The organism is Tumidithrix helvetica PCC 7403, from assembly GCF_965232925.1.
GTDB classification, from domain to species: Bacteria; Cyanobacteriota; Cyanobacteriia; order Pseudanabaenales; family Pseudanabaenaceae; genus Tumidithrix; species Tumidithrix helvetica.
The window spans coordinates 1-21,464 of the sequence record NZ_CBDDRA010000035.1 but is presented as its reverse complement, the minus strand read 5'-3'; the positions used below and the strand labels follow the sequence as shown (position 1 = coordinate 21,464).

The 21,464-nt window shown below is 43.9% G+C and carries 18 protein-coding genes and 1 pseudogene; 5 read left to right on the top strand and 14 right to left on the bottom strand.

The features are described from left to right. Window positions 1-97 precede the first annotated feature (97 nt). The 4 genes from ACP2WE_RS22865 to ACP2WE_RS22850 all read left to right on the top strand — a co-directional run bounded on the left by ACP2WE_RS22865 (window position 98) and on the right by ACP2WE_RS22850 (window position 6,649). Window positions 98-2,350 carry an O-linked N-acetylglucosamine transferase, SPINDLY family protein gene (locus ACP2WE_RS22865; RefSeq protein WP_425217837.1) on the top strand — a complete coding sequence of 751 codons (2,253 nt, stop codon included), beginning with the start codon at window positions 98-100 and terminating at the stop codon, window positions 2,348-2,350. 203 nt (window positions 2,351-2,553) lie between these two features. Beyond that, window positions 2,554-3,681, top strand: a complete 1,128-nt coding sequence (locus ACP2WE_RS22860) for a tetratricopeptide repeat-containing glycosyltransferase family 2 protein (protein ID WP_425217836.1) — start codon at window positions 2,554-2,556, stop codon at window positions 3,679-3,681. 203 nt (window positions 3,682-3,884) lie between these two features. Further along, window positions 3,885-6,122, top strand: coding sequence for an O-linked N-acetylglucosamine transferase, SPINDLY family protein (locus ACP2WE_RS22855; protein WP_425217835.1), 2,238 nt, complete (start codon window positions 3,885-3,887; stop codon window positions 6,120-6,122). Further along, a complete protein-coding gene (locus ACP2WE_RS22850) occupies window positions 6,119-6,649 on the top strand; it encodes a class I SAM-dependent methyltransferase (RefSeq protein WP_425217834.1) in 531 nt (176 codons plus the stop codon). Before ACP2WE_RS22855 ends, ACP2WE_RS22850 begins: the two co-directional genes overlap by 4 nt. 37 nt (window positions 6,650-6,686) lie before the next feature. Here ACP2WE_RS22850 and ACP2WE_RS22845 read toward each other — a convergent pair whose 3' ends face one another. From ACP2WE_RS22845 to ACP2WE_RS22800, 10 genes and pseudogenes are all read right to left on the bottom strand, one after another. Then, window positions 6,687-8,141, bottom strand: a complete 1,455-nt coding sequence (locus ACP2WE_RS22845; RefSeq protein WP_425217833.1) for a tetratricopeptide repeat protein — start codon at window positions 8,139-8,141, stop codon at window positions 6,687-6,689. Between the two features lie 46 nt (window positions 8,142-8,187). After that, window positions 8,188-9,678, bottom strand: a complete 1,491-nt coding sequence (locus tag ACP2WE_RS22840) for a serine/threonine-protein kinase (RefSeq protein WP_425217832.1) — start codon at window positions 9,676-9,678, stop codon at window positions 8,188-8,190. A gap of 257 nt (window positions 9,679-9,935) precedes the next feature. Beyond that, window positions 9,936-11,282: a two-component system sensor histidine kinase RppB gene (gene rppB, locus ACP2WE_RS22835; protein WP_425217831.1), complete on the bottom strand. Its 1,347-nt coding sequence runs from the start codon at window positions 11,280-11,282 to the stop codon at window positions 9,936-9,938. Beyond that, window positions 11,260-11,964 (bottom strand): two-component system response regulator RppA, encoded by a 705-nt coding sequence (gene rppA, locus ACP2WE_RS22830; RefSeq protein WP_425217830.1) that lies wholly within the window; start codon window positions 11,962-11,964, stop codon window positions 11,260-11,262. Before rppA ends, rppB begins: the two co-directional genes overlap by 23 nt. A gap of 276 nt (window positions 11,965-12,240) precedes the next feature. Next, entirely contained in the window at window positions 12,241-12,768 is a 528-nt protein-coding gene (locus ACP2WE_RS22825; protein WP_425217829.1) for a hypothetical protein, read from the bottom strand. A gap of 52 nt (window positions 12,769-12,820) precedes the next feature. Then, window positions 12,821-15,970: an efflux RND transporter permease subunit gene (locus tag ACP2WE_RS22820; RefSeq protein WP_425217828.1), complete on the bottom strand. Its 3,150-nt coding sequence runs from the start codon at window positions 15,968-15,970 to the stop codon at window positions 12,821-12,823. A gap of 11 nt (window positions 15,971-15,981) precedes the next feature. After that, the gene (locus ACP2WE_RS22815; RefSeq protein ID WP_425217827.1) at window positions 15,982-16,296 is read right to left on the bottom strand and encodes a hypothetical protein; all 315 of its coding nucleotides are present in this window, start codon (window positions 16,294-16,296) and stop codon (window positions 15,982-15,984) included. A gap of 27 nt (window positions 16,297-16,323) precedes the next feature. After that, a complete protein-coding gene (locus tag ACP2WE_RS22810) occupies window positions 16,324-17,568 on the bottom strand; it encodes an efflux RND transporter periplasmic adaptor subunit (protein WP_425217826.1) in 1,245 nt (414 codons plus the stop codon). Window positions 17,569-17,679: 111 nt separating this feature from the next. Then, window positions 17,680-18,390, bottom strand: a complete 711-nt coding sequence (locus ACP2WE_RS22805) for a DUF305 domain-containing protein (RefSeq protein ID WP_425217825.1) — start codon at window positions 18,388-18,390, stop codon at window positions 17,680-17,682. 70 nt (window positions 18,391-18,460) lie between these two features. Beyond that, window positions 18,461-18,829, bottom strand: a pseudogene (locus ACP2WE_RS22800) (response regulator); the annotation flags it as partial. A 141-nt stretch (window positions 18,830-18,970) separates the two neighbouring features. Between ACP2WE_RS22800 and ACP2WE_RS22795 the strand changes: the two are divergent. Next, window positions 18,971-19,153 carry a hypothetical protein gene (locus ACP2WE_RS22795; protein WP_425217824.1) on the top strand — a complete coding sequence of 61 codons (183 nt, stop codon included), beginning with the start codon at window positions 18,971-18,973 and terminating at the stop codon, window positions 19,151-19,153. Window positions 19,154-19,187: 34 nt separating this feature from the next. On the opposite strand, the gene ACP2WE_RS22790 is transcribed toward ACP2WE_RS22795, so the two are convergent. The 4 genes from ACP2WE_RS22790 to ACP2WE_RS22775 form a co-directional block, all read right to left on the bottom strand. After that, window positions 19,188-19,433: a hypothetical protein gene (locus tag ACP2WE_RS22790; RefSeq protein WP_425217823.1), complete on the bottom strand. Its 246-nt coding sequence runs from the start codon at window positions 19,431-19,433 to the stop codon at window positions 19,188-19,190. Beyond that, on the bottom strand, window positions 19,430-19,624 hold the full coding sequence (locus ACP2WE_RS22785) for a hypothetical protein (protein WP_425217822.1): 195 nt from the start codon (window positions 19,622-19,624) through the stop codon (window positions 19,430-19,432). Before ACP2WE_RS22785 ends, ACP2WE_RS22790 begins: the two co-directional genes overlap by 4 nt. 91 nt (window positions 19,625-19,715) lie before the next feature. Further along, window positions 19,716-20,633 (bottom strand): hypothetical protein, encoded by a 918-nt coding sequence (locus tag ACP2WE_RS22780; protein ID WP_425217821.1) that lies wholly within the window; start codon window positions 20,631-20,633, stop codon window positions 19,716-19,718. A gap of 132 nt (window positions 20,634-20,765) precedes the next feature. After that, window positions 20,766-20,978, bottom strand: coding sequence for a hypothetical protein (locus tag ACP2WE_RS22775; RefSeq protein WP_425217820.1), 213 nt, complete (start codon window positions 20,976-20,978; stop codon window positions 20,766-20,768). Window positions 20,979-21,464 lie beyond the last annotated feature (486 nt).

The following is a 21,464-nucleotide window of genomic DNA, read 5'->3' as shown; positions in this document are numbered from 1 at the left end:
TAAACTCCAAGCAAATAGGGCAGGATTTACCTGCCCTATTTTTTTATTGAATTCCTAATTCTCTCTTACCATTGAAGAATTTCTATATCTTGGCAAAATGTCTGAGACAAAGATTTGGGGAAAGCTAGCTCGTGAATGTGTGCTCCAAGGCAACTATGCCAGTGCAGTAGATTGGTATGAAAAAATTATTGCAACCGAGCCAAATTGTCTTTCTCACTATTGGTATCTAGGTCTGACACAGCTTTTGCAAGGTGAAGAATTTGCAGCACAATCAACTTGGTTTGCAGCTTTTGCCGAGGTTGAGTCGCTTGACGACCCCAAGATGAGATCGGAACTTAAAGCAGAGCTAGTTTCTCTCTTGCAAACAGAAGCGGAACGACAGCAGCAGGTACCCAATGAATCGCTTGCTTGGCTGGTTCGACAGTATTTACACGAGATTGCTCCAGAGCATCCTAGCAATTTGCTTTGGCTTTGGTACTTATCGGTTCGGCTGGGTAATTTGGCGATCGCCGATCTAGATACATGGAACCTTTATGAATTTCTCCAGCAAGATTTAACAGGAAACGACCAAATTAGCAATGACTTCCAACTAGCTCTTTATCAGGCGCTAGAGGCTAGTTTAGACTATGCTCCGCTTTATTCTGTTTTACCTAACTTGCTTGAAGATTGCTTACCTTTACTTAAAGATACGGATAAATTTGCCGAAGTAGTACTTAGGGCTGCTGCTAAAATCGCCTATACAAATCAAATGACCGACCTCGCGATCGCTTTGCTCGAAAAGAGTTTAAAGATCGCACCCCATCCATTGAATTTCTTGCGGGAGTTAGCTCCTCTCTATCAAAGAATTAGTCAGTACGATCGAGCCATTCAAACCGCCAAACAATGCTACGCCTGTTCGGAAAACGCGACCGATCGAATCTTTTCTAATCATCTTTTAATCCATAGTTTGCTGGGTGGAGGAGGTTATTGGCAAGAAGCAAAAACGGCGTTTGAGCAACAGGAATTGCTCTTAAAAGAACTGATTGAAGCCAATCCCACCAATCTCACCAAATCGATCGCCCAACGTCTCTCGATTGTGAGTTATTTTGCACCCTATCTGCAAGATACACCCCAGCAAAATCGTCAGATTCACAACCAAGTCGCTCAACTCTGTGCAGCAAATCTCCAAGCTTTGCACCACGAAAGGGTTACAAATTATGGCTTAAAGCAGAAAGAGCGAAAAAGAACTTTTACGATCGCTCGCAAACTCAAAATCGGTTATCTTTCCCACTGTTTAAATCAGCATTCGGTGGGTTGGCTAGCCCGATCGCTGTTTCAATATCACGATCGCGATCGGTTTCTAGTGCATGCCTACTTTGCGGTCTATAAACAAACCGACGATCCTCTGCAAAACTGGTATGTCGATCACGTCGATAAAGCTTACAGGGCTGGAGTCGATGGTTCGCTTAGCAGTTTAGAAACAGCCGATCGGATTCATCAGGATGAAATCGATATTTTAATCGATCTTGACAGCATGACGTTGGATATCAACTGCGAGACTTTGGCTCTAAAACCCGCTCCAGTTCAAGCAACTTGGCTGGGCTGGGATGCTTCAGGATGCCCTGCGATCGATTACTTCATTACCGATCCCTATGTGCTTCCTCAGTCTGCTCAAGCTTATTACAGCGAGAAAATCTGGCGTTTACCCCACACATTTATTGGCCTAGATGGCTTTGAAGTAGCTGTGCCAACCCTACGGCGCGATAGCCTAAATATTCCTACTGATGCAGTTATTTATCTCAGTACCCAAGGAGGATTTAAGCGAAATCCCAAGATGATTCGACTGCAAATGCAAATCCTTAAAGCTGTTCCCAACAGTTATTTTTTGGTGAAGGGTTTGGCAGATCGCGCCGCAATCGGTCATATTTTCAGTCAAATTGCCGAAGCCGAAGGAGTTAGCTGCGATCGCTTGCGATTTCTGTCCGCGCAACCTACCGAAGCCATTCATCGCGCCAATTTAAGTATTGCCGATGTCGTGTTAGACACTTACCCTTATAATGGCGCAACTACCACCCTAGAGACTCTCTGGATGGGCATTCCGATTGTCACCAAGGTGGGAGAACAGTTTTCTGCCCGCAATAGCTACTCCATGATGATGAATGCAGGAATTGAGGAAGGAATTGCGCGGACAGATGCTGAGTATGTAGATTGGGGAATTCGATTGGGAACCGATCTGCAACTTAGGCAGCAGGTAGCATGGAAACTGCGACAGTCTCGCCATAGCTCTCCTCTATGGAATGGGAAATCCTTCGCTCAAGCCATGGAAACTGCTTACGCACAAATGTGGGAAAAATATTTGGCAACTGAGTAATTTGACCTTTTACAGTAGTTTTCACGCAAATCTACTACAAAGATAGGTTCTTATCCTGCATATTGAATGTATATTTAATACCATTTTCAAAAAAAGATGCAACGCATCTTTTTGAAAAGACCGCGCTCGGCGCGGAACCCCAAATTCGATCTGTTGCAAATTTAAAAGAAATTGGTATAACTTATCAAGTGGAGGTCGCACCCATGACAACTTTGTCTCTATGCATGATTGTAAAGAATGAAAGCAAGAATCTATCAAGATGCCTTGATAGTGTGGTTAGGTATGTAGATGAAATTGTGATTGTGGATACAGGCTCAGAAGACAACACAATTGATATTGCAAAACAATATGGTGCAAAAGTTGATTTTTTCCAATGGTGTGATGATTTTGCCGCAGCTCGGAACTACGCACTATCAAAGGTAACTGGAGATTGGGTATTTGTAATTGATGCTGACGAAGAACTTGTGTGCAAATCAGATAATTTACGCGACTATTTGGTTCTATCCTCTGAAATCTTGGCTTTTTCAATTATGTGCATCGATCCATATCATCCCAATATGACAAATTTTGCTCGACTTAATTTGTTCCGAAACTGCGTGGATCTTCGATACCACGATCGATATCATGAAAATTTGAAATTCCAAAATCAGTTTATTCCTAATGAGAAAGTTGGAAGAATAGAAGATCTATACATTTCTCTTTTTACCTCATATGCTGAGCAAAAAAGCGCAAAAAATATTAATCGAAATATTCCGATTTTAGAACGCGCTCGAAGAGAAGAAGGATTAAGCTTAAAGCTTTTATATTGTTTAGCTGGGATGTATAACGATGCAGGAAAAGTTGCAGAAGCTGAAGACTGTTATAGTGAAGCTCTTGAAAGACTTCTTCCTAACTTATGGAATGGTTATCCACCGCAAGACACCAATTTCCTGCCTTCTTTGTTATTCGTTTTAGGTTCTTATTCGCTTTTAAATCAAGACAATGAAACAGCAATGCTTATCAGTCAAAATGGACTTAAATGGTTTTCTAATTATCCACCTTTAATCTATCTTGCTGGGGCGGTATTACGATCGCTTGGATTTACTTTGGGCGCGACTACTTACTTTCAACGATGTCTTTTTTTAGGGAATGAGAAAAGTTTCCCTGAAAGTGAACCGTTCGATCGCAGTTATATTACAACCTATCCATCTCACGATCTAGGATGTAGCTATTATGAGCTAGGAGAAATTAATGAAGCAATTTCTGCTTTCAAACTAGCTCTATCTTTCGATCCAGATTTTATTTCATCCCAATCAATACTTAAGCAGATAGAAAAAGACCTTGTTTTATAGTATTTGGGCTTAAGAATGAGCAACAACGTTCGTTGAATTCTAATGTACGATGACAGGCGTTCTTTAGGGATGTAAATGGGACAGCTAAATTCAACGTGATATGATATGAACCAATCACCGATCGATAAATAGTCTAAGATTAGATCGTAGAATCTTTATGACAATCTTTTTAAGCGCATTTCTTCAGGCTGGAGATCTTGTAAATGACAAACGAATTTGTCGAGCAAGCATACCGATCGCTACTGGAAAGAGATTACGAGAAATCGCAAGTTCTTTACACAAAGGCGATCGCGGCTGAACCCGATCGAACCCTGCATTATTGGTATTTGGGTTTAGTACAACTGCTACAAGGACAAGAAGAAGATGCGCAAATGACTTGGATGGCGGCAATTTGGGAGCGCCAAATCGAGCCGTCAGAGACAGTGATTGCAGCCTGTACAGAAGAACTGATAGAAGTGCTATCCCAAGAAGCAGAGCGGATCGTTTCTTTATCTTTTCACCCTGAGAACCTAGAATCTCGCCGCCAACTCCTCGAACAAGCATGGGCCATTCGTCAGCATATCCGTCAAATTGCACCCAGCCACCTAGAGAACCTGCTCAAAGCCACACAACTCTCTGCGCAATTGGGATTGCTACCAGATCGAGATGATACGGTTGCTGAGACGATCGCCACCTTAGCAGAATTTGAGGAATTTAGCGATCGCGATATCGCACTCATCTACATCACCCTCGAATGCCTTCTCGATGTAGAGCAAGTTCATCCATTTACATTTCAATTTGCCCAAGCCTGCTTAAGCGCCGCAGCGATCGCCCCTCAGTTACTACTTGATATGCTTTTGCAACGCCTTGCAAGATTTCATGTCAGGCTCCCTACAGTGTTAGCCATTGAATATGGAAAGCTTTGCTTAGATATTCAACCCGATCGCTTAGAAATTTTGATGAACCTCGCGAACTGGTATCAAAATGCTGGCAGGAATTTAGAGAGCATTCCCTTTGCTCAAGCCGCGATTTCTACTTCACCCGATCTAGTCGATCGCCTTGCCGCAAATTACCTAATTACCAGAGGTTATATGCGTGCAGGCGGTCACTGGGATGATGCCCAACAAGCCTATTCAGAATATCGGCAGCTTGCGGAATTACTCGTAAAGGAGCAAACGCCTGTCGCGCTCGACCATAGCCTCAACATTGCTGCCACCGCTGCTTTCTCTCTCTATTTTGATGATGCACCCGCTGCCACCCACCATTTCTTGGCAAAACTTGGTAAATTTTGCCAAACACGAATTCAACAATCTGTACCTGCGCTTCCGCTCAATTCTGTTGTAACCGATCGCGCTTCCCCAATTCGCGTTGGCTATCTCTCTAAATGTCTGCGCCGTCATTCCGTGGGGTGGATCTCGCGTTGGCTGTTTGCCCACCACAATCGCGATCGCTTTGAAATCTATGCCTATTCTCTTGTCCGTACAGATGATATGGTGCAGCAATTTATTCGCGAGCGATGCCATAAATTTTATGATATTGCCCCAACGGCGACGATTGAAGAGGTTGCCAAACAGATTCGTAGCGATCGTATTGATATTCTGATCGATCTCGATAGCCTCACCTCAAACATTTGCTACGGCATATGCGCGCTTAAGCCCGCTCCGATTCAAGTCACTTGGTTGGGAATGGATGCTTCAGAACTACCCGCGATTGACTATTTCGTTGCCGATCCCTTTGTATTGCCCGATCGCGCGCAAAGCTACTATAGTTCAAAGATTTGGCGGTTGCCACAGACCTATATCGCGGTGGAAGGGTTTGAGGTAGGTTTGCCAAACTTGCACCGCGATCGCTTGGGAATCGCCACCGATGCGATCGTCTATCTCAGTTGCCAGGCAGCTCCCAAACGTCATCCGCAAACAGCAAGACTTCAGTTACAAATTCTCAAAACGGTTCCCAATAGTTACCTTCTGATTAAAGGGGGAGACGAACTGGAAATTATTCAAACTTTTTTTGAACAGCTAGCCGATCGAGAAGGAGTCAGCCGCGATCGCCTGCGTTTTTTACCAGAGGTAGATTGTGAAGAAACCCATCGTGCTAATTTAAGAATTGCTGATATTGTTCTAGATACCTATCCTTACAATGGTGCAACCACAACCCTCGAAACCCTATGGATGGAAATTCCAATTGTTACGTTGGTTGGAGAACAATTTGCCGCTCGCAACAGTTACACTATGCTAGCCAATGTTGGCGTAACGGAAGGTATTGCCCATACCGAAGCTGACTATCTAGCATGGGGCATTCGCTTTGGCACAGATGAGGCTTTACGTCGTCAAGTTGTCTGCAAATTGCAACGAGCAAAACGTGATGCGCCATTATGGAATACCGCTGCCTTTACCCAAGCGATGGAAATGGCTTATACACAAATGTTCGAACAAGCGATCGAGGCTCGCTCAACCCTATGAAACTACATATTGGTGGCACAACTCCCCATCCTGATTGGAAGATTCTTGATATTGAGGCACGACCTGAAGTTGATTATATTGGTGATGCTAACGATCTCAGTCAATTTGAAGATGAATCCATTGAAGCAATCTACGCAAGCCATGTTTTAGAGCACTTTTATTACAGGCTCTATGATGAATTAATCTTCACCCTCGCAGAATGGTATCGCGTGCTCAAACCCGAGGGCAAACTAATGATTAGCGTGCCTGACTTATTTACCCTTTGTTCGCTGTACTTAACCCCCCATTTAACTGTGGACGATCGCTTCATTCTGATGACAGCGATCTTTGGTGGACAACTCAACCCCTATGATGTTCACAAGGTTGGCTTCGATGAAGAGATTTTAGCAATATATCTTAGAGATGTTGGCTTCGAGAGCTATCAAAGGGTTGAAGAGTTTGAATTATTTAGTGACTCTAGTAGTCTCCGAGTCATGGGGCATTTAATTAGCCTAAATATGATTGCCTACAAAACATGTCCAACCTGAAACATCCATTGGAATCGTCGAGCACTCATAGATGAAATCATCCAAGGATTCGTTTAATCAACTTCCGCAGTTCCACAGCTTCTTTGTAGTCAGGTTGTGCTTTCAGCACTCGATCCACAGCAGAGAGTGATTCGCGGTAGCGTCCAGCACGGTATAGAGTAGCTGCCAAGGCATATTGGGTATCTGCTCTTGTAATCCCTCCCCAGAGGGTATTCGCTTTTAAAGAGCGTGAATAGGCATCGATCGCTTCTTTGTTTTTATTTTGGCTGTAGAAGATTACGCCACGATTGTGCCAGACTTCCGCAAAGCCCCCTGATATGTCAATCGCCTTTTGATAGGCCTGTAGTGCTTCTGCATTACGGTTGGCTTTCATCAGTGTATTCCCTTTCTTATACCAAGCTGGATAGTCATAGGGCTCAATGGCAATAACTTGCTCGTAGGCAGCGATCGCTTCGGGATAGCGCTTGAGTGCCATCAATGCATCTGCCTTCCCATCCCAAGCACTGGCATAGTTTGGCTTCGTGGCAATCACCAAATCGAACTGGGTTAGCGCTTTGTTATATTCGCTGCGATCGAGCGATCGAATGCCGTCAATATAATTTTCATAGAGGTCTTCACTGACATTATTCTCAAAAAACTCAATCTGAGGGTTATTGCGCCGAACTTGTTTGCCTCGTTCAAAGGCTTTAATTGCATCTTTGTAACGCCCCAGTCTTGACTTTGCCTCGGCTTCACCATAGTAAACCACATAGTCTTGCAGGCTGAGTAAATGTAAAGACTTGATGAGGTAGGGCGTATTGGGTGAGAGTAAAACCGAACGACGATAGGCAAAACGAGCTTCGTCATAGCGTTTCAATCGGAACAGGGTCAGACCTCGAAAAAACCAAACAAACCCATAGTCAGGCTTGATTTGCAATGACTTATCTAAAGAAGCGAGTGCTTCGTCATAGCGATTGAGATCGACCAATGCCGTGGCTCGATTGAACCACCATAGATAGTAGTCTTTTGGTTGGACGAGAGGTTGCACGCGATCGACAAACCTAGCCCCAGGTTTAATGCTTACGGCTTGGTCATAGGAAGCGATTGCATCCTCAAATCTTTTCAGGCCTGCTAATGCCAGCCCATGATTGTTCCATAATTCTGGATCTTCGCGACCGCGTCGATCTTGCAGAGCAATCTCAAAACAGTCAAGGGCTTCCTGAAAGCTTTCTTTTTTCAAGAAAACACTACCGCGCAGTTTGTAATTCCCAGGGTGTGCTGTAGCCGAGCCAATATCACAGGTTTGAGCATAAGCAAATTGTGGCGAGAAGATTCCCGAAAATTCTAAGGTGAAGCCTGACAGAATCAGGAAATAGGTCAAAGAACGAAGCGCAAAAGTGTTCCAAGATTTGACCTCTCCCCAACCCCTCTCCTGCAAGGAGAGGGGCTTAAAAGCATTTTTACGTCGATTTAGGATTGCCTTAGGAATCTGCATAACAAGTAATTTGACCATAGATATAAAGCTGAAAAAATTCTCTTTGCGGAGCTTTGGAGATACTTTATTGGGCTACGCGAGGCGGTGGCGGTGCTGGGGCTGGTACTGGGGCTGAATAGGTTTCTGGGTAGGATCTTTCTGGAGGTGAAGGTTGATAATAAGAGGGTGGCTCCTGTACGGAAGGGATCGAGTCTTGCGAGATTGGGGCTTGAAAGGGAACAACCTCAGGTTCCAAGGATGGAGTAACTTGTATGGGAGGTAAGGGAGGGGCAATAGAACTAGCCAGCTTTTGCTTCGCGATCGCGGCAATCTTATTTCCACGCTTCTGCCAGTAGGGAGTGGATGAAATGCCCTTTACGGTATCGATCGCCATCTGCCAATTGCCCTCATTCACTGCCTTTTCCGCTTTTTTGAGCAGCGCTTCATTCTTCTTGGTGTCTTGCTGCCACTGGGATAGAAGTTTATCTGCTTTCGGGCGTATGCGACTATTGGATGGAACTGCTTGCAGCATCGTCTTAACTTCTTTCAGATTTCCCGTATTCTTATATTTATCTTGGGCTAAGGCAAGTAGTTTATCCATCTTTTTCTCAGCCTTTTCTATTTCATCGATATATATGCGGGTTCTCTCCAACATGGATATGGATATTGGCACGATCGCATTGACAGATAGTAAGCCTTTGCTAGGAGTAGCAGAGAATTTGGACTGGAGCAAACAGTACCCACCGACTGCCCCAACTGCAGACACTCCAAGCCCCAAAAGAACTGCCAGAAAGATTCGTGTCTTGGCTTTAGTGTTGGCTATAAATTTACCTTTAGCGGATTTTTTCTTTTTATAACCTGTTAAATCGGGAATCGTCTGATGATTTCTATCTGGCTCTTGGCTATTTGCTAAATCCCTGCGATCGCTTTCTAAACTGAATGTTTCTTCAAGATCTAAGATGAGTTCGTCTCGTAAATCTTCCGCTGATATTTTGGGTGGTAAGGGGGGTAAGGGTGGAATAAACTCATTATGAATCTTAGGGGGAGAAGCAATCGTAGGGGTAGCGATCGTCGATGGAGATGTCGCCATAATGGGCTGTAACGATTGCAGCATTCGCCCCGCATTTACATAGCGAAAGGTAGGGGCAGCAAACAGCGCAATATGAAGAATTTGGGCAAAACGATCGCTGGCAGTACAACGATCGCGCCAATTCCATGTGTCATTGGGGGCTTTGAGCGACTCAGGTGGCAAGCCTGTTAATAGGACAATCGCGACAACGCCCAAGGCATAAATATCTGCGGCAAGGGTGGCTTGTCCTTTTTGCAAAATTTCTGGTGCCAGATAACTGCGATGATTCGTCCCAGTTCCATCTAGTAAAACCGTCTGTTTTTGGTCGCGATCGTAGACCACCGTGTCTAGGGAAATCGAACCATGGGCTTGGTTGCGATCGTGCAAGCTTGCCAGTTGAGCCAGCACCTGACATAAAATTTTTTTTGCTTCCGCTTCAGAAAACCCCTTTCCCTGCTTTTGGGTCAGCAGCGATCGATAGGTTGAATATTGCGGAAGATTTTGCATAGGTTCTCAACGTAAATGTTGCAAACATGAATATGTTTGGTTAGATCGAAACAAATCCACATTTTATATTTTTACATTTATTGTGATACCAATTTCTCTTAAATTTGCATACAGATCTGGTTTTGGGTTCCGCTCTGAGTGATGTCTTTCTCAAAAGATACAACGCTTCATTTTTTAAAAATGGGATGAGAAAGTTTCAAAGAGCATCTTTGTTGTAGGGGCAATTCATGAATTGCCCCTACAACAAAGACGAGGAATCATTCTTTCGAGTGAAGCGCTAATCGAACAGTGAACGTACTGCCTTTATCGACTTCGCTTTTGACCTGAATGCTGCCCTGATGCGCGATCGCGATCGCTTGGGCAATGGCAAGTCCCAAACCTGAGCCCCCCGTAGAACGAGAGCGATCGCCACCGATGCGATAAAACCGTTCAAAAATTCTGGGCAGGTCGGCTTCAGCAATGCCAATCCCCGTATCCTGTACTTGGATCGTGGCTTCGCGATTATGCATATCAAGAATTAGATTAACTTCTCCACCCCTTTGTGTGTACTTGATTGCATTGATAATTAAGTTGGAAATCAATCGATAAAGTTGGTCTCGATCGCCTAAAACATACAGAGATCGCTCTGTAAGAGTTTGCCATTTCAAGCTAATTCCTGCGGCGATCGCGAGGGGGGCAAGTTCTTCTACTAGATCGCTGGTGATATCATCGAGACAGCAGGTTTCAAAGTTCCAAGCGATCACCTTTAAATCCATGCGTGATATAAACAGAAGGTCTTGGATTAGATGGGAAAATCGAATACTCTGCCGTTGAATGCTCTGTAAGACCTCCTTTGCTTCTGCCTCTAACAGCGGATCTTCTCTTAGCGTAGACTCCACCGTTGCTCGAATCGCCGCCAAAGGCGTGCGGAGTTCGTGGGCAGCATCCGCCGTAAATTGCTGAATTTGTCGATAGGAAGTATATACGGGCTTCATGGCTATCCCTGATAGAAACCAACTCGCGATTGTAACCAATAGAAAGGCGATCGGTAATCCTGCCAGTAAAGCCAACTTTGATTCATCTAGATGCTTGTCGTAATCTTTGAGCGATCGCCCCACTTGCATATAACCCCAAGGCTGACCTGACTCGTTTTTTAAAAGTAGCGAAACCTGATGATAGCGATTTCCCTGCCGATCTTCTAAGGTTTGCCAAGCCTTATCTTCCAAATGGAATGGAATTCCCTCTGGTTGCTGACCCACGGTAGCAATGACACGCCCTGAACGATCCAAAAGCCTGACATAATAACCTTCTTGCTGCGTGATACCTAAAACATGGCGCTCGAAGTCCTGTTCGCATTTCACCCCACTAACGCAAAGATTGGGCAACACTTTGTGCAAAGTTGCGTCTATCTGTCCAGGTTGTTTTAAGGCTGGCTCTAGAACATCGTGGAGCGTGCCAGCAACAGAGGCTAACTCTTGGTCAAGACCATGCCAGTGTGCGTGAGCCATCACCTGATAAGCGCCAAATCCTGATAAGCCCAAGATCGCTCCCATTACGCCCGCATACCAAAGCGCTAAGGATACTCTTGCTTTTAAAAAAATACTATTGTGATTCATCGGCAGCATTGAGTCGATAGCCTAAGCCATAGACCGTTTCAATTAATTTCTCATGACCGTACTCAGCTAGCCTACGACGCAAGAGGCGGATCTGGGCTGCCACCACGTTACTCTCAGGTTCTGCTTGAATTTCCCATAAGCGATTGACAATCTGGTCTCGGGTCAAGATCTGGTTGGGATGTTGCATAAAGTACTCTAAAAGCTGAAACTCTTTGGCTGTGAGTTGAATGCTATGGGAATCGCCATGTTCGTTTTGTGAAGTAACAGTAGAGGTATTGTAATCGAGGATGAGATGGGCTACCCGCAATTGAGTGGGTTGAATCTGAGGCGATCGCCTTTGTAATGCCCTCAATCTTGCCAATAATTCTGCCATGCCAAAGGGTTTAACCAGATAGTCATCCGCGCCTGCATCCAGACCAGCAACCCGATCCTCAATGCGATCTCTCGCCGTCAGCATCAATACGGGCAAAGGATTATTATGTTCGCGCAATCGTTTGCACACCTCTAATCCCGAGAGATGAGGTAACATCCAGTCAAGAATCGCTACGCTATAATTCGTCTCTCTCCCATTCAGATAGTTCCAAGCTTCTATGCCATCCTGCACCCAATCGACAATATATTTTTCCTGTTTGAGACTGCGCTGAATTGCTTTCCCTAAGTCAATTTCATCTTCGACAAGTAAAATCCTCATAGCGATCGATATTATTTGTAGAATCCATGTCAGCTTTGAGCCCAAACTTCATTGCAAGCTCAAAGTTGACAACGGAATGATTACCAGCTTAGTACAAAAGGACTTTACTTGTAGGTATGTGTTCTTGCCACTTCGATTGATGCATCAATTAATTTTTTCACGATCGTCGTCCTCAATTCTTATGCTTTACAAGGTTTTTTTGTTTGCTTGCTCCCATTCTGACACAAGATTGTGAAATACTTGCGAAATCAAGGAAGGCGGGATACGGCAGTCTATCTATCGCTTAAAGCTAAAGCGTCCATTCACTTTATCTCCTTTAATATCTGAGAGAATCACCACTTTATACTCACCCGCTAATTTACTGCTAAGTTTTACCGTGTAATGCTTTCCCATCGCATCATAGGTTAGGTCAAAGGATTTCTGGGAGCCATCAGGAAACTGCACCAGCGCTGTTACCTTTGCCTCGGGAACTGCTTCGTGGTTGTCTCCCTTCAGCAAGAAAAAGTCGAGATGGATATCCCCTTCTCCTTCCGCTACTAGCTCCAAATGATACGTGCCAGACTCAATCACCTGTCCACCCTGTTTGGGTTTACTATGATTATCCCCCATTGTCTTTGGGTCTGATTTAGTCTCAGTTTTGGGCTCAGGACTATTTTTACTAACCGCAGGAGGAGCAACTTCAGGCGGCTTAGCTACCATTGTCGGTTGAGCAGGGTTACTCTGTTGGCTTCCACCACCACAAGCACCTAAAGCTATTAGCCCCAAGACACCAGTACCAACAAGAAAGAATTTAAGCCATCGCATACCCATAGAATTCCTTATAATAGTTCGCAGAGATTTGTGGAACGAATAAATACTACATACTTATCCCTCCCAAATGATTAGATTCGTCAAGACCTACTGTACCCAAATGCTTTGGAGCGATATAGCTGCCAAACTGTGAGTATAGCGCAGGCAGTACCAGCAGAGTTAATGCTGTAGAAGTGAATAAACCTCCCAGCACAACCACTGCAAGTGGTTGTAAGATCTCTTTGCCTGCACCCGTTCCTAACACAAGGGGAATCATTCCTAGCGCCGACGTTAAGGCTGTCATGAGGATTGCGACTAGACGCTCCATCGATCCTTCACGAATTACTTGCTGAAACGACATTCCCTTTGCGAATTTTTGATTGTAGTTATCAACTAGGAGCAATCCATTTCTGGTCGCAACCCCAAAGAGCGTGATGAAACCGACTAAAGATGCTACGGAAATAACACCACCACTCATCGCGATCGAGAAAATACCACCGACTAAGGCTAGAGGTAAATTCACCATAATCATTAACATGGCAGGAATCGACTTTACGGCAAAATACATCAGCACTGCAATAATTACTGTTGCTAGACCGCCAAACAAGAGTAAGTTTTGGGTTGCTCTTTCTTCGGATTCAAACTGACCACCATACTGAATGAAATAGCCTGCGGGCAAAATAACTTGTTGTTTTACCCGCATTTGAATTTCATTGACTACCGATCGCAAATCTCTTCCAGATACATTTGCCGAAACTACTAAGAGGCGGGAAACATTTTCGCGATTAATTGTATTGGGACCCGTACCATATTCAATCTGGGCAACTTGAGAAAGGGGGATTTTTTGACCTGTCGGCGTATCGACCAACAAATTACGAATGGAGTCCAAATTGTTTCGCACTTCAGGTTTTAGCCATACTACTAAGTCAAATAATTGCTGCTTTTGAAGAACTTGTGAAACGACCTTACCATTCAGGGAAGTTTCGATCGCGTCGGCAAGATGTCCAATCGTTAGACCATATCGCGCCGCCATAGAGCGATCGAACTTAATCTGTAATTGTCGCACAGGAAACTGCGGTTCTAATTGCAGATCGACAATACCAGCAATGCCTTTCATTGCAGTTTCTACTTCCTTCCCAATCGCTCGCAATTCTCCTAAATCTGTACCAAAAATTTTAACAGCAATGGCACTGCGAACTCCAGACAAGACCTCATCCATGCGGTGGGAGATAAACCCACCGATATTTGAAGCAACGCCAGGGAGTTTGTTAAACTCTTGACGCAGTTTATTAATGCTACCTGCACGGTCTTGGATACCGCGATCGCTGAGTTCGACATCCACATGACCGAGGTTAACCCCTGCGGCATCGGCATCCCCAGGGGCTCTGCCAGAGCGTAACTGGACTGTTTGAAAATTTGGATCGTTCTTAAGGGCATCCTGTAGTGCCAACCCCATACGATTCGTGGCTGCGAGAGAACTCCCTGGGTATAGCAAAATCGTGTTTACGAGCGAGCGCTCTTGAAATTCTGGTAAAAAAACGCGCCCTAGGGTTGGCAAGATTACTAGAGAAGCAGCCAATGCTGCGATTGCAGGGAATAGAATTAATTTTGGACGCTGGATCGAGATATCAAGGAGAGGATAATATCTTCGTTGAAAAAAATTGCCAATCCATGTTTCATCAGAAGGAAGTTTGTGGGTAGTCAGTAAAATCGCACAAAGAGCAGGCGTTAGGGTAACGGCAACAAGAGTCGATGCCAAGATCGACAGTAGATAAGCAACTCCCATCGGCGCAAAAATATTTCCTTCCACTCCTGACAAAGTAAAGATTGGCGCAAAAACTACTGCAATAATTACCGTTGAGAAAATAACACTCACACGTACTTCGACAGAAGTGTCATAGACTACTTTGAAGGGATGTTTGGGATTTCCTTGTGCTTGATTTTGCCGCATGCCGCGATAACAATTTTCCATATCCACGATTGAGTCATCCACGACTGAGCCGATCGCCACTGCCAAGCCACCCAAGGTCATCGTATTAATCCCTTGTCCAAACCACGATAAAATCAGCATCCCTATTAATATGGATAGGGGGATTGCACTGAGGGTAATTACGGCAGTGCGCCAGTTCATCAAGAACATCATCATAATCGCGGCAACAATGATGATGCCATCCCGCAAAGAGTCACGCACATTTTCGATGGCTGATTCAATAAAGCTCTCTTGACGAAATGTAAGCTGTAATTTCACATCTTTGGGCAGAGTAGCTTTCACCTCTGCCATCGCTTTTTCAACCATCCTAGTGACCGTAGGTGTGTCTGCTTGAGGCTGTTTATCGATCAGTAGCACTACAGCTCTTTTACCATTGACGCTGCCGTCTCCCCTAGCAAGGGCGGCTCCTAATTTCACTTCTGCGACATCACCTAACTTCACGGGCTTGCCATCACGAGCAACTACCACAGCATCGGCTAATTGCTCGATCGTTTCAATTCGTCCCACGCCTCGAACGATCTCTTCACGATCTGCGTTGACTAAAAAACCACCTGCTGCATTTAGGTTTGACTGTTTTGCGGCTTCCGCCACCTGCTGTAGAGAAACATTAAATGCGACCAATTTTGCAGGATCGGCAAAGACCTGATATTGCCGTACGTCACCACCATAGACGATCGCCTGAGATACTCCCGCCACTGCTAGCAAACGGTTTGAGATGTCTCGATCGACGAGTCGTCTAACTTCCATTAGATCGGTTTTTATGCCTGAACTATTGGAACTATCTTCTACTGTAAAGGCATACATCAAAATTGTGCCAATTGGTGAAGAGACTGGCGATATTTCTGGTTCTTTTGCCCCTTCTGGTAATCTGGAACGCACCTGCTGCAAACGTTCGGAAACTAATTGCCGTGCCCTGTAGACATCAGTATTGCCATCAAAAATAATTTTGACCGTAGAGATTCCCACAGCTGAAGCCGATCGCAGGGTTACAACACCTGGCGTTCCATTCACAGCACTTTCAATGGGAAGCGTGATTAATGACTCTACCTCTTCAGGAGCTAAACCCACTGCTTCGGTCTGAATTTCTATCTGTGGTGGTGCAAAGCTAGGAAAAACATCAAAAGGCATTTTGGTAAGGTTATAGGCTCCCAGAAATGTGATGGCAATCGCAGCGATCGTAACCAACCAACGCTGTGCGATCGACCATTTAAGCAGAGTGTTAAGCATATTTTTGTGATTTACTTTGACTTGTCTTCATGAATGGATTCTATTGTTGACAAATCGCTTTTAGAAGAGAAAGATAATGCACGACGATTAGTGCCCAACGCTTCTAGTTTGCTATGGCGACCGAGCCAAAATGCCACTCCCAAGGAAGCCCCAAGAAACCCTCCTGCTACTGGAAAACTCCACCAAGGCAGCGAGATCGCACTGTTAGAAATAGCTGTTTTGGTTTCTTCTTTCGAGTTGTCTAATTCCTTTTTCGGATCGCCACGTAAAGATTGAGCATAAAGCAATGGTGCGCCTTGGGTGACAATTCGATCGCCTTCAAACAATCCCGCTTCGATTTCAACCCAATCTCCTTAAGCTCTACCTAGTTTTACTTCTGTGGGCTGAAAGACATTTCCATTTTGGATGTAGATGATATTTTTGCCTTGGATCTCTACGACAGCGAGACTAGGAACCGCAAGCACAGGCTCAGATGCCTTATCTGTTAATACCTCCAATTCTGCAAACATCCCTGGTTTTAGTTGTCCTTTAAGATTGCTAATTTCGGCTTTGACTGGAATCACGCGGGTTTCGCCAGATACCACAGTCCCAATCACAGTGACTTTGCCCTGAAATTTGGTGTTTGGAGGTAAGCCTGCAACCTTCAGATTTACCTGTTGCCCAATCCGAATTCGGCTGAGATCTTTTTCGTAGATGTTTGCGGTTGCTAAGACGGTGCGATCGTCTACGATCGTCATCAATGGTTTGCCCGCAGCATCGACAGATTCACTAATTGTGGCTTCTCGTTCGGACACAGTACCTGAAATGGGTGCAGCGATCGCGATCGTACCATCAGAATCGGCAGAGGAGGCTAACTGGCGTAAACGAGCATCGTAGGCAGCACTGCTCAAGGCTACTCTCGACTGAGCCGCTTCCAGAAAAGCGCTGGCTCTTTTGACCTGCGCTTCAGCTTCCAATAGTGGCAGGCGACTGGAGGCTTTTGCTAGCCCTGCCTTAGCTGTTGCCAACTTATTTTCGGATTCTTGAAACAATCGTCTCGAAATTGCCCCTGTTGCTAACAAATCGCGATCGCGTTCATAGCGTTCTCGATCAATATTTAGCTCTATTTCTGCTTGCTTCAGATCGACTTCCACAATTTGCTGTTGCCGCACATAATTTTGTCTCGCTAGTTCTAAATTCGCGATCGCTTCTTGTAGATTTGCACTAGCTTCCGCTTGCTTTTCTATCGAATTTACCCGTAAGTCTGTGAGTTCCGGGCTAGATAACGTGGCAACAACTTGTCCTGCTCGAACGACAGCCCCGGGCTCAACCATTAACGCAATTACTGTTCCTTTAATCGGGGTGGTTACTTTCGCTTTGCCATTGGGTAAAAGTTCGATTTGTCCTGTGGCTACGATCGCGATCGCTAGAGACCTTTTGGTTATAGGTTCTACCTTAATCCCGATTTTCTGCGCTGTGATTGCGTCAACTTGAATGCCCTCAATGGGTTGAGCCTTGGGATCGTGTTTAAACTCATCTCCATGTCCTGCATGAGCAAAAACTATGGATGGGTTTATAAGTAGCGTGAGACCAAGGATTACACTAAAAATAGAACGCATAGTGGCTAAGAGATTACAGTTAAAATAAGTTCAAGAACTTTTAGACAAAAAGCATTCGAGGAGAAATTCCCTGCATTCACAAAAACTTCTACTCAGAATGCTTCAACTTCATTATTGGTTATACCAAGTCTTACGCCATTGCTTCATTTCGTCAATTTCTGCCTGTTGCGAACTGAGGATATCTTTTGCCAAGCTTTGCATTTCAGCGCGTTTCGTTTTAGTTTGTGCCTCCTTAGCCATCAACAATGCGCCTTCATGGTGGGGAATCATGGCATTCATAAAACGCAGGTCAAATTCAGCATTCGCACTTCCTAAATCCATATCCATCATCATGACCTGCTTATACTCAGGCGTCATCGGCATCATTTTATTTGCCTTGCTATCCCACATCATCGCCCGATCGCTAAGGTTGGGATACCACTGTTTTCGCCACTGCTGCAATTGAGCGATTTCTTTCTCTTGGTCTTGAATAATCGCTTCAGCTAGCTTTTTGATTTCGGGACGATTTGATTTTTGTTGCGCCGTTCTTGCCATCGCGATCGCACCTTGATGGTGAGGAATCATGGCATCAATAAAGCGCAAGTCATACTCAGCATCGGCAGTTCCCATCTCCATAGACATCCCGCCATGATTCATATGTCCCATCTGCGCGGCATCTTGTTTCGGTGGCGCGGTCGTTGCTGACCCTGAGGGAGTAATGCTACTAGATACGGTAGGACTGGATAGCTTTACCTCAGAGCAAGCCGTTAGAGAGCCAATCGTAAAAGGCGCGATCGCAAGTAGCAAAGCAAAAATTGGAGTTTTTTCGGTCGTAAAAGGCATATCAAAGCTAGGAATAATTTAGCCTGAGTATTTCACAGGAAAATGAAACCAAGATGAAATTATTCACTATTTGCGCCGATCGCCTTTGTAATGCCCTCAATCTCGCCAATAATTCTGCCATGCCAAAGGGTTTGACCAGATAGTCATCCGCGCCTGCATCCAGACCTGCCACGCGATCCTCAATGCGATCTCTCGCCGTAAGCATCAACACAGGCAAAGGATTTTTATGTTCGCGTAACCGTTTGCACACCTCTAATCCCGAGAGATGAGGTAACATCCAGGCAAGAATCGCTACGCTATAATTTGTCTCCTTCCCACTTAGATAGTTCCAAGCTTCTATGCCATCCTGCACCCAATCGACGATATATTTTTCCTGTTTGAGACTGCGCTGAATCGCTTTCCCTAAGTCAATTTCATCTTCGACAAGTAAAATTCTCATGGCGACTAATATTATTTGTAGAATCCATCATCGCTTTTGGATCTGATTTTGACACAGAAATAACTTGCCGATCGCGTTGGTATAGCGGTGTTCAAATGAGAAGAGTATAGTTGAAAGCCTGCTATAGAAAGCTTTGACCCTATGTCTCTTGCTTGTTCCGAAGTGAAAAACGCTATACTAATAAACAATCAGCGATCGCTCTTGCTTGAGGATGCTGATTATGATGGGCATTCGCTGTCAATGTTGCAGAAAATTGCTGGCACTCTCAACCTTCTGATTGAGATTAAGTTTTCAGTGATCGAGCTTGAGACGAGTTTGGTGTAGTCGCTGTTTTAGTTTTCAGGAAATTAAGCAGAATTTATGAATCAACCGAGATAGAGTCATCTTCGGTAAACTGTTCTATCGCTTCTAGCATTCCTTCTGAATATGGCTCTAAGATGGTAGTGCAAACGTGAAGTTCGGCTAGGGCATTACAGAACTCATCGGAATCTGGACTAGTTGTTTCGAGAATGTTAATGGCTGCAATGGCGCGTTTTAGTTGGGGTTGGTATTCTGCCATGTGACGCTTGAGGCGATCGATTGGTTTTTTGTAAGTTGTATTCATTTTCTGAGTCTCCTTTCTAGTTTTGCGATTTGGTTATGACAATTTGCTACGGTTTTCTCCCAGTGGGCGATTAATCCTAAATCTTGATTTTCAATTGGCTTTTCTCTCTCTTTTGCTAGTTTTTGTAAATGCTCTTCAAGTGCTTTGTATTGTCCTTCTAATTGAATGCGGTACTTTTTGTTGTCGGTCATTACTTCTGGTATACAATTTAACAATCTACTGAACAATTATTATTTTCATTACATTGTGATCGTCTATCACCAAAGCCAAAGGTGTTTACATTTAGCACGATTGATACTCCATACACGTAAGACACCAATTTTCATCTGCGCTAATTACATTTCCAAGACAATCCTTATCTCTATTTTCACAATCTTTACGGATCACACTACTAACTTGATTGCAAATGAAACAATACACAGAATTGCTATCTGGTGTATTTGGGCGAAGTTGTGATAGTTTTGGTACGTTATCGGTCAAATCATCACTAGCTTCTTTATAACAATTGGGACAGATATAGCATCTCTGATCCTTATCAAAATCAAAGTATTTTTTGATCTCAGAAGGCTTTAACAACTTAATCACATGATCCATTTCAATCATTAAATTAGCTTGTACATTTTCTGATCCATACAAAATGGAACTAGGTTTTCTGTCTATAAACGACTTATGTACTTCTATCCAGCATTTTGGAGAAATTAAATGATGGCAAACTTCAGGAATATCAACAAGTAAATCTTTAGGCTTAATGTATTGATGATCACGCGATTGAGGATCAACAGTATGCATAATCGTATTACGCTGACTTCTCAACTGATTATATCTACGTATAAATTCATCGGGTAAACGATTGCTTTTAATTACATTGTAGGCAACAATCAAATCTTGAGCTTCTATAGTTTTGCATTCACTAAAACGTTCTCTCGTTTTACTCCAATCACCTGAAAGAAGCAAATATGGGCTAATATCAGCAATATGCCCCTTGAGAAGAAACTCAGTTCCTTGTTGGACTAAAGATAGTGCTGTCGATAAGGGACGTTGTGCAGTTCTCCAATACTGTATTTCCTCATCATCATTGATCCGCAACATTGGATCAATTGTCAAACTTAACGATAAATCTACAATTGCTTCCCAAGCCATATTAAGGAAATCCGTTCCAGCTAGCCTAAAATCATCTGCGTTAGGTACATCTATCATCATAAAAACTGATTAGCTAATTAACGATTAAAATCCAATAATTCAAATTCGTTACCACAGCTTGCCATAATTTTTGATATTGTAAAATTAGGTGCGGTTTCATATTGCTAGAATCATCCCTAATCAAGAGTATCATCAACATTCGCAATCGAACTCGGCATCTTTAAAATCAGCTTCAGTCGATTGTTGAGAACCTGAGAACATCCCAAACGACATAAACTGACTAGCGAGACTAACTGACTCAGGCTTAAAGAAAGTCACAAAGACTTGGCTTTCCGTAATATCTTGAGGAATTTCCGCTAGTTCGACTTTACCGTTCCGATATATTCCTTGGATTGTCTGTAACATAATGGTTTGCGCTGGTTAATTTGTGCGATTACCTTACGGTATCCGCCGCCAATCAATTGTGGCACTACAGCATTTTAGCTAATATTCGCAGCGATTTGTGAAGTTGTTGGATTCGGGGCGATCGCGTAAATTTACACTTGCAAGCATCTTGCTATATATAGCTACATAACCTTAGTTTGTCGGACTTCTATGCTCTCTCAACAGATTGAAGACAAATCTCAACATCTAGAACGATAGGAGCTTTGGGATTCTCTTGGGATTCTGCTCTCTCAACAGATTGAAGACAAATCTCAACATCTAGAAACTAGAGTTGCAGCATTAGAAACAGAACTCGCTCAAATGCGACAGATGCTATCTGTGTTTATTCATACCAATTTAAAGGCGTAGGATAACAGATAGACTAAACTAGAGAAAAAAGTATAAAGGCAGAAGTAAGATGGCAGGGAAAACAGCGATCGTCATCAAAGAAACAGAACAAGAACTAGC